Annotated in this window: 8 protein-coding genes and 1 pseudogene; 6 read left to right on the forward strand and 3 right to left on the reverse strand. The window is 59.5% G+C overall.

Annotated features, from left to right (window positions below; genetic code table 11):
- Positions 1–725, reverse strand: a 725-nt coding sequence (locus tag AC1DLB_RS17330) for a glycine betaine ABC transporter substrate-binding protein (RefSeq protein WP_477785341.1), incomplete at its 3' end; no start/stop codon positions are given.
- A 16-nt stretch (positions 726–741) separates the two neighbouring features.
- Complete coding sequence (gene betC, locus AC1DLB_RS17335) at positions 742–2,256, reverse strand: choline-sulfatase (RefSeq protein WP_019651230.1); 1,515 nt, start codon at positions 2,254–2,256, stop codon at positions 742–744.
- A gap of 114 nt (positions 2,257–2,370) precedes the next feature.
- On the opposite strand from betC, the pseudogene AC1DLB_RS17340 reads away from it, so the two are divergent.
- Positions 2,371–2,994, forward strand: a pseudogene (locus AC1DLB_RS17340) (LysR family transcriptional regulator); the annotation flags it as partial.
- Here AC1DLB_RS17340 and AC1DLB_RS17345 read toward each other — a convergent pair.
- The gene (locus tag AC1DLB_RS17345; protein WP_477785342.1) at positions 2,925–3,587 is read right to left on the reverse strand and encodes an NAD(P)-dependent oxidoreductase; all 663 of its coding nucleotides are present in this window, start codon (positions 3,585–3,587) and stop codon (positions 2,925–2,927) included. The pseudogene AC1DLB_RS17340 and the gene AC1DLB_RS17345 overlap by 70 nt on opposite strands.
- Before the next feature lie 83 nt (positions 3,588–3,670).
- Here AC1DLB_RS17345 and AC1DLB_RS17350 point away from each other — a divergent pair, with 83 nt between their 5' ends.
- From AC1DLB_RS17350 to AC1DLB_RS17370, 5 genes are all read left to right on the forward strand, one after another.
- Complete coding sequence (locus AC1DLB_RS17350) at positions 3,671–3,997, forward strand: DOPA 4,5-dioxygenase family protein (protein ID WP_019580317.1); 327 nt, start codon at positions 3,671–3,673, stop codon at positions 3,995–3,997.
- 393 nt (positions 3,998–4,390) lie between these two features.
- Entirely contained in the window at positions 4,391–5,698 is a 1,308-nt protein-coding gene (locus AC1DLB_RS17355) for a CitMHS family transporter (protein WP_477785343.1), read from the forward strand.
- A gap of 82 nt (positions 5,699–5,780) precedes the next feature.
- Positions 5,781–6,548: a TerC family protein gene (locus AC1DLB_RS17360; protein WP_477785344.1), complete on the forward strand. Its 768-nt coding sequence runs from the start codon at positions 5,781–5,783 to the stop codon at positions 6,546–6,548.
- A gap of 211 nt (positions 6,549–6,759) precedes the next feature.
- Entirely contained in the window at positions 6,760–8,418 is a 1,659-nt protein-coding gene (locus AC1DLB_RS17365; protein ID WP_018927292.1) for a Na/Pi cotransporter family protein, read from the forward strand.
- Between the two features lie 55 nt (positions 8,419–8,473).
- A partial coding sequence (locus AC1DLB_RS17370) for an insulinase family protein (RefSeq protein WP_477785345.1) occupies positions 8,474–9,300 on the forward strand: 827 nt, incomplete at its 3' end.

The raw sequence follows: 9,300 nt of genomic DNA on the forward strand, positions 1-9,300 counted from the left end.
GGGCAGGCCTGTGCATAACCTTTGCGGGTCAGTGTATAAACACTGCCGGTGTCACCGAAGTACTTCTCGCCACCCTTCAGATAATGCATTTTCAACTGCACGTTCATCGGGTGTGGCGTCCAGCCGAGGAAGGTCACGAACTTCTGTTTCTTCACCGCGCGGGATACTTCGGCCAGCATCGCCTGCTCGCTGGACTCGATCAGTTTCCACTGGCCCATCTCGAAGTCATTCTTCTTGATGATCTCTTGCAGCGAAATGTTCGCCGGGGCGCCGGAACCGATGCCATAGATCTTCTTGTCGACTTCTTTGTGGTGTAGCTCGGCGTACTTGTTCAGGTCGTTAAAGTTATGCACACCCGCGTCCCAGACGTAATCCGGGACCGCCAGGGTGAACTCGGTGCCGTCGAGGTTCTTCGCCAGCTGCGTGACATCGCCGTTGGCCACGAACTTGTCGTAGAAGCCTTGCTGCGCCGGCATCCAGTTACCCAGAAACACGTCCACCTGGCCATCCTTCAGACCGCCAAAGGTGATCGGCACTGCCAGCGTGTCGACCTTGGCCTTGTAGCCCATGCCGTCCAGCAGAAACCCGGTGATGGCGTTGGTGGCGGCGATGTCGCTCCAGCCAGGGTCGGCCATCTTCACCGTTTCGCAGCTTTGCTCGGCGTAGGCCGAGGTGCTGCCCAGAGCCAGAAGCCCGACTGTCAGTACTGTGGATAACTTTTGCATGGACGTCCCCTTAACATTATTGGTTTTGGCAGGGTTGTGGATAACGGGCTTTACGCTCCAGATCGTCGAGGTCGATGTGGTTGCGCATGTACTGCTGACTGGCATCTACCAGCGGCTGGTGGTCCCAGCTCTTCAGCTTGCCGATGGTCAGGGCGTCGGCGACGAAACGCCGGCGTCGCTGACTGGCGAGCACCTGTTGGTGGATCGCCGGGATATTCCATTTGGCCCGTGCTTCGGCGAGAAAATCCTCGAACAGCTGATGATGTTGCGGCGAATGGCTGAGTTCTTCCTGTTCACGCGGGTCGTTATGCACATCGAAGAGCAGGCAAGGGTCGTCTTCGCTGTAGATGAATTTGTAGGCGCCGCGACGAATCATCATCAACGGGCTGATGGTGCCTTCGGCCATGTATTCACCGAATACCTCGTCGTGACCGCCCTGCCCTTGCAGGTGTGAAACCAGCGAGCGGCCGTCCAGCGGYAGGCCTGGCTCCAATGAGCCGCCGGCCAATTCCACAAAGGTCGGCAGCAGGTCGGCGGTGGATACCGCTGCGCTGACCCGTCCGGCGCCGAATTGCCCCGGCGCGCTGATCAGCAGCGGTACGCGGGCGGCCATTTCGTACCAGTGCATCTTGTACCAGAGACCACGCTCGCCGAGCATGTCGCCGTGGTCACCGGAGAACACGATGATGGTGTCATCGATCAGCCCGGTTTCCTCGAGTGTTTGCAGGAGTTTGCCGACGTTGCTGTCGATATAGCTGCACGCACCAAAGTAGGCACGGCGCGCGTCGCGAATCTTATCCACAGGCAGCGGCTTGTCCCACAGGTCATAGACTTTGAGCAGGCGCTGGGAGTGAGGATCGAGTTCATCCTGTGCGGGTGTTTCCGGCAAAGGGATGTCGGCGTCGTCGTACAGATCCCAGAACGCCTTGGGAATCGTGTACGGGTCGTGTGGGTGCGTCATCGACACGGTCAGGCAGAACGGCTGATCGCCATCTTCGCGGATGTGATCGAACAGGTATTGCTGGGCCTTGAACACCACCTCTTCGTCGAAATCCAGCTGATTGGTGCGTACGCAGGGCCCGGCTTGCAGCACCGACGACATATTGTGGTACCAAGTCGGCCGCACGTCCGGCTCGTCCCAGTTCACCGCCCAACCGTAGTCGGCCGGGTAGATGTCGCTGGTGAGACGTTCTTCATAGCCGTGTAACTGGTCTGGGCCGCAGAAGTGCATCTTGCCCGACAGCGCGGTGCGGTAACCGAGGCGCCGCAGGTAGTGGGCATAGGTCGGAACGTCGGCGGGGAAATCGGCCGCGTTGTCGTAAGCGCCGATCTTGCTCGGCAACTGTCCGCTGACCAGGGTGAAACGTGACGGTGCGCAGAGCGGGCTGTTGCAGTACGCGGCGTCGAACACCACACCTTCGGCGGCGAGCCGGCTCAGATTCGGCAGTTTGATGGGCGAAGGGCCGTAGAACGGCAACATTGGCGCGGCCATTTGATCGGCCATGATGAAAAGAATATTTTTGCGCTTCATGTGATCGCGGCATTCCATAGTGGATATTTATGCGAGAGTGCTGTGGTCGAGCATGCAACCCATGGAATTTGTGGTAAAGCCCACGCCAGGCAATGACTAGGATAAGCACAGCTTATGTATGACGCCCTCGGTGATTTGTCTCTGGACCTGTTGCGCGCCTTTGAAGCCGCGGCCCGCCAGCGCAGTTTCACTGCCGCTGCAGTGGAGCTCGGCACCACGCAACCGGCCATCAGTCAGCAGATCAAACGATTGGAGGAGCAGCTCGCTACACGATTGTTTGACCGCATTTATCGCGGTATCGAACTGACCGAGGCTGGCGCGATTCTGTTTGAGCAAGTTCAGCTCGGTTTACAGAATATCGACGCCGGATTGAGCGCGATCAGTGCACAGCAGCAACACGAAGTGTTGCAGGTGGCCACCGACTTCGCCTTCGCCGCGTACTGGCTGATGCCACGGCTGCACCGCTTCCATACCGCCCATCCTCAAGTGGACGTCAGCCTGGTTACCAGTGAGCGCAGCCACAACATGCTGCGCACTGATATCGATGTGGCGGTGCTGTTCGGCGATGGCCGGTTCAAGCAAGGCGAGAGCCATTGGTTGTTCAGTGAAGWAGTGTTTCCGGTGTGCAGCCCGCTGCTTTTGAAGGATCGTCCCCTGCCCTTGCCGGCTCAGTCATTGCTGGAGTTTCCGCTGTTGCACCTGCGTGGCGAACACAGCAGCAACTGGTTCGACTGGAGCCCGACGGCAACTCGGTTCAGCCGTTCCAGCGGTTCGGCCAGGCCAGGTTCCAGGCTCGTGCTGACGTGACTGAAATGCTCGATGGACAGTCCTGGTACGCCGCGTGGGGCATTCACCAGGGTCCAGTGCAATGGGCTGCTTTGCAGCGCCTCGCGGATTTCTTCAGCGGCGTGGCGTTGCAGTTCGTCTTCTATCTCCGGATCGTCCAGCACCTCGAAATCACCCACCACAAACAACCGCGCGATACCCGCGGCCTGCATGCCGTCAATCAGTGCATCCACTGCCAGCACCTGCTCGACCGGGCCAGGCACGATGGATTTTTCGATGTGTTCGCTGTTCATCGGCAACCCCGGCGCATCCAGCAGGCAGATCACCGCCGAACAGCCGGCCACGCTTTGCTTGACCCGTTTGGCATCGAACAGATTGCCGGCCTTGGTGCGCAATCCGGGGCGTGGCGCGAGTGCCGTCAGGTCATCGAGAATCGCGATCACTTCATGTTGGCGCCGCAGCATTTCCGCCATCAGCGCACTGCCCAGGCTACTCATGGCACCATAAAGCACTACCTTTACTACCGGGGTTTCGGCATTTTTCATGGCTGTGCTCCGAACGTCCTGCCTATATAACGTAAGACCTGTGGGGAACGGTGTGGGTTCGACCAGGTTCAAAGGGGTTTCAGATGCAACAGATCAAGGGCTACCACGCCCATGTCTATTTCGACGCCAATACTCTCCCRCAGGCCCGGGCCTTGTGTGAGCAGGCCGCACAATTGTTTCCACTGAAGATGGGCCGCGTGCATGAACGCCTGGTTGGCCCGCACCCGGACTGGAGCTGCCAATTGGCTTTCGAGCCGCAATACCTTGGCGAGGTATTGCCGTGGCTGGCGCTCAATCGCAAGGGGTTGGTGGTGTTCCTGCACCCGGAGACCGGCAACGATCTGCTCGACCACACCGAACACGCGATCTGGATGGGTGCGATCCGGCCGCTGGACCTGTCTGTTTTCTGATCAGAGTTGTTCTTCGGGCTCGCCGGACGGCAAATCGAGCAATGGCAGTGGGCGATATCCTGCATGGGGTCGCCAATGTCTTGCTCCCGACCCACATCTACAGACTTTCAACCCGGCCGACGACCGGTCGTACATTCGGTCAATGCTTTCATCCGCGAAAGCTGGCTGAAAGCTTCCCCGATTAGGATCGCCTCACTGCCGGCAACAGACCGGTTGGCCAACGCGAGTGTTTCATTGCCCGCCCGGCCCATTTAACAACAACAATGGTGATTCTGATGTCCGCTCCTATCCGCCTCTTCGCTGCACCTCCGCCCGTACGTTTCGTGCTTCCCGTTCTGCGCTGACCTCATCGGTTCGCCCATTCCCTAGCCGCGCTACGCCTGGAGTATTCCTATGCTGACTTTCCTTGGCTTTGCCATGGTCATCACGTTCATGTTCCTGATCATGACCAAGCGCCTGTCCGCGCTGATCGCCCTGATTATCATCCCGATCATCTTCGCCCTGTTCGGTGGCTTCTCGCCGAAGATCGGCCCGATGATGCTCGAAGGCATCACCAAGCTTGCGCCGACCGGCGTGATGCTGATGTTCGCCATCCTTTACTTCGCCCTGATGATCGACTCCGGCCTGTTTGACCCGGCCGTGCGCAAGATCCTCAAACTGGTCAAGGGCGACCCGTTGAAGGTGTCGGTTGGTACCGCCGTGCTGGCGCTGATCGTGTCCATGGACGGTGATGGCGCCACCACTTACATGATCTGCGTGGCCGCCATGCTGCCGCTCTACAGCCGCATCGGCATGAGCCCGCGGATCATGGCCGGTCTGATCATCCTCGCCGGTGGCGTGATGAACATGACCCCTTGGGGCGGTCCGACCGCTCGTGCGGCCAGTGCGCTGCATGTGGACCCGTCCGCGATCTTCGTGCCGATGATTCCGGCGATGCTGGCCGGTGTGGTGGCGATTCTGGCGATTGCCTATGTCTACGGTAAACGCGAGCGTGCGCGTCTGGGTGAATTGCATCTGGTCGGTGATGAAATCGACCACAGCGAAATCAGCGTTTCGCAGTTCCCGGACGCCCGTCGTCCAAAGCTGATCTGGTTCAACGGCGCGCTGACCCTGGCACTGATGGGCACCTTGATCGCCGGCCTGTTGCCGCTGCCAGTGCTGTTCATGGTGGCGTTCAGTATCGCGATGATCGTCAACTATCCTTGCCTGCAACAGCAGAAGGACCGCGTTGCGGCCCACGCCGGTAGCGTGTTGGCGGTGGTCGGGTTGATCTTTGCCGCGGGTATCTTCACCGGTATCCTGACCGGCACCGGCATGGTCGACGCCATGTCCAAGAGCCTGCTGGCAGTCATCCCGGATTTCCTCGGCCCGTACCTCGCCGTGATCACCGCGCTGGTGAGCATGCCGTTCACGTTCTTCATGTCGAACGACGCATTTTATTACGGCGTGTTGCCAGTGCTTGCTGAAGCCGCCAGTCATTACGGTATAACCGCGGTAGAAATGGCACGTGCCTCGATCGTCGGTCAGCCCGTCCACTTGCTGAGCCCGCTGGTACCATCGACCTACCTGTTGGTGGCCCTGGCCGSTATCGAATTCGGTGACCATCAGCGGTTCACCTTGAAGTGGGCGGTGCTGGTTTGCCTGTGCATACTGGTGGCGGCCTTGCTGATGGGGATATTTCCACTGTTCAGCACGCTATAAGCCAAGACTCGCCATGAGGGGTCCAGGCTTTGTTTGAAGCCTGGGCCCTTCGTGGTTTAAACACATCCTCAAAGGAATACACATGGAATGGCTGACCAACCCTGAAATCTGGGTTGCCTTCTTCACCCTGACCGCCCTGGAGATCGTCCTGGGCATCGACAACATCATCATGATCTCGATCCTGGTCAGCCGCATGCCCAAACACATGCAGGCGCGTACCCGGATCTTCGGCCTGGCGCTGGCCATGGTCACCCGGATTCTGTTGCTGCTGTCGATCACCTGGGTCATGCGTCTCACCGCGGACCTGTTCGAAGTGTTCGGCCAGGGTATTTCCGGGCGTGACCTGATCTTGTTCTTCGGTGGTCTGTTCCTGCTGTGGAAAAGCTCGCAAGAGATGTATCACGCGCTGGAAGGCGAGGATGAAACCAGCGACGAGCCAAGTGGCAAGGGCGGTAACTTCCTCTACACCATTATCCAGATCGCGATCATCGACATCGTGTTCTCGCTGGACTCAGTCATCACTGCCGTTGGCATGGTGTCCCACGTACCGGTCATGGTCKCGGCAATCATCGTCGCAGTGCTGGTGATGATGTGGGCTTCCGGCACCATCAGCGAGTTCATCGACAAGCACCCGTCGCTGAAAATGCTGGCGCTGTCTTTCCTGTTGATCGTCGGTACCGTGCTGATTGCCGAATCCTTCGATGTGCATGTGCCGAAAGGCTACGTCTACTTCGCCATGGCGTTCTCGCTGGCAGTGGAAGCGATCAACATCAGGATGCGCACCGCGATTGCGAAAAAACGCACACAGCAAGAGCCGGTGAAACTGCGCAAGGATGTTCCGGGTCAGTAACCCGAACACCCTGCTGTGACAAAGGGGCCTTCGGGCCCCTTTGTCATGTCTGCATCAAACTGTTTTCATGACAGTTTTGTTTCAATCGCTTCTTTAGCTATGCGATGCTGGCGTCCAGACCGTTAGCCAACTACAGCTTAAGTACAGAACGTAGAAGAACGCGGCATCGTTAACTTGCCCCGCTGGGGCGCTACCACCACAGGGGGCCTGTATGCTCACCCTGCTCAATTTGTTATCGGCCGTGGCCTTGCTGATCTGGGGCACGCACATCGTCCGAACCGGCATCCTGCGGGTTTATGGCTCCAACTTGCGCCATGTGATCGGGCAGAACATGGCCAGGCGCTGGCTGGCGTTTATCGCCGGGATCATGGTGACCGCCATGGTCCAGAGCAGCAACGCCACCGCCATGCTCGTCACTTCGTTTGTCGGTCAGGGCCTGATGGCGCTGACCCCGGCCCTGGCGACGATGCTCGGTGCCGACGTCGGTACCGCACTGATGGCGCGGGTACTGACCCTCGACCTGTCGTGGCTGTCACCGCTGCTGATCTTCCTCGGGGTGATTTTCTTTCTGTCGCGCAAGCAGACCCGGGTCGGGCAGATGGGGCGGGTCAGCATCGGTCTGGGGCTGATCATTCTGGCGCTGCAACTGATCGTCGAGGCCGCCACGCCGATCACTCATGCTCAGGGAGTGAAGGTGATTTTTGCCTCTCTGACCGGCGATATCTTGCTCGATGCGCTGGTCGGTGCACTGTTCGCGATGATTTCATACTCCAGCCTGGCCGCCGTATTGCTGACCGCGACCCTCGCCGGTGCCAGCGTGATCAGCCTGCCAGTGGCCATCGGCCTGGTGATCGGCGCCAACATCGGCAGCGGCGTTCTCGCCTTCCTCAGCACCAGCATGCAGAACGCCGCCGGCCGTCAGGTGGCGCTGGGCAGCCTGTTGTACAAACTGATTGGTCTGCTGCTGATCATTCCGGTGCTCGATCCACTGGTGCACTGGATCGACAGCTTCGACTTCAGCGCTCAGGAAATGGTCATCGGCTTCCACCTGCTCTACAACACCGCGCGCTGCCTGATCCTGTTGCCCAGCGTCGGGCTGATGGCCAGGCTCTGTGCTTGGCTGCTGCCGGAACGGCCGGACATCAACGGCACGGCCAAGCCGCGGCACCTTGACCCGACGGCATTGGTGACCCCCAGCCTGGCGCTGGCCAATGCCGCCCGGGAAACCCTGCGCATCGGCGATCTGGTCGACAACATGCTCGAAGCCATGCTCGCCGTACTGCGTGGCAAACAGACCGCCGTTACCCAGGAAATCCGTCGCCTGACCGATGATGTCGAAGCGCTCTACAGCGCGATCAAACTCTATCTGGCGCAAATGCCTCGGGAAGACCTCAGCGAACAAGATAGCCAACGGTGGGCTGAAACCATCGAGCTGGCGATTAACCTGAAACTGGCCAGTGACCTGATCGAACGCATGCTGCGCAAGGTTCAGCAGCAGAAAACCGCGCAGCGGCGGTCGTTTTCCGAGGTCGGTCTGGAAGAATTGGCGGGCCTGCACAGCCAGCTGATTGCCAACCTGCGCCTGGGGTTGTCGGTGTTCCTCAGTTCCGATCCGGAAAGTGCTCGCCAGTTACTGCGTGAGAAACGTCGCTTTCGCGCACAGGAACGCCGCCTGGCCCACGCTCATGTCAGTCGTTTGCACCGTAAGATTGTGCAAAGCATCGAGACCAGTTCGCTGCATCTGGAGCTGATCGCTGACATGAGGCGCCTCAATTCGCTGTTTTGCAGCAGTGCCTATGCGGTGTTGGGCACTTCGGACACCGGTGCTCTGGCGGTCGACGATTTGGCTGACATCACTCATTCACCCTGAACGTCCACAGTTGCCTGAAGTCTGTTGTACTTACGCTGTCGTACGGAAACTCGTTATGCGCTGTCTGCTATTCGCTTGTCTGTTGCTCGGCGCCCTGCCCTCATTTGCCCTGGATCGCTTTCAGGTCGAGGGCTATACGCTGCCCAACGGCCTGCAATTGGTCCTCAAACCGGGCACCGAGCGCGGGCATGTGGCGATTCGGCTGGTAGTCGGCGTGGGTCTGGATGATTTCAGCTGCGCCGACAAGGAGCTGCCGCATCTGCTCGAACACTTGCTGTTCAGCGGCATCGACGCCACCGGCGAAGGTGGTCTGGAGGAGCGCATGCAGGCCCTGGGTGGTGAGTGGAACGCTTACACCAGCAACGCCGACACCACGTTCGTCATCGAAGCACCGGCGAAAAACCAGCGTAAGGCCCTCGATCTGTTGTTGGCTCTGCTGACCCAGACCCGTATCGACGACAACGCTATCAACGTCGCCAAGCAGGTGGTCGAGCGCGAAGACGGTGGCCATTATTCGCACCTGCAACGCTGGCTGGATCGCCAGGACCTGGGCCACACCGCCAGTAATCAGTTGGCGGTGGAACTGGGCCTCAAATGCCAGGAGCGCGCCGAAGTCAGTCACCTGACCCGCGAGCAACTGGAGAAGGTGCGCAAAGCCTGGTACGCGCCCAACAACATGACCCTGATCGTGGTCGGCGAGCTCGACCGCCTGCTGCCGGCCTATCTGGAACGGGCGTATGGCGCGCTCGTAGCCGTCGAGCCTGCCGATCACCTGCCCTTGCCGACAATCCAGGCCAGYGCGGCCCACGAGCGTACTCTGAGCCACGGTTTTGTCGGTGGCGGCGCCAAGTTGCACTGGCTGGTGCCGGAACCGGTGCAGGA

The organism is Pseudomonas sp. 05N434 (assembly GCF_056396965.1).

Excerpts from the sequence above, each read along its gene's own strand:
- AC1DLB_RS17345 (WP_477785342.1), bottom strand. The coding sequence starts at position 3,587 with ATGAAAAATGCCGAAACCCCGGTAGTAAAGGTAGTGCTTTATGGTGCC.
- AC1DLB_RS17365 (WP_018927292.1), top strand. The coding sequence starts at position 6,760 with ATGCTCACCCTGCTCAATTTGTTATCGGCCGTGGCCTTGCTGATCTGG.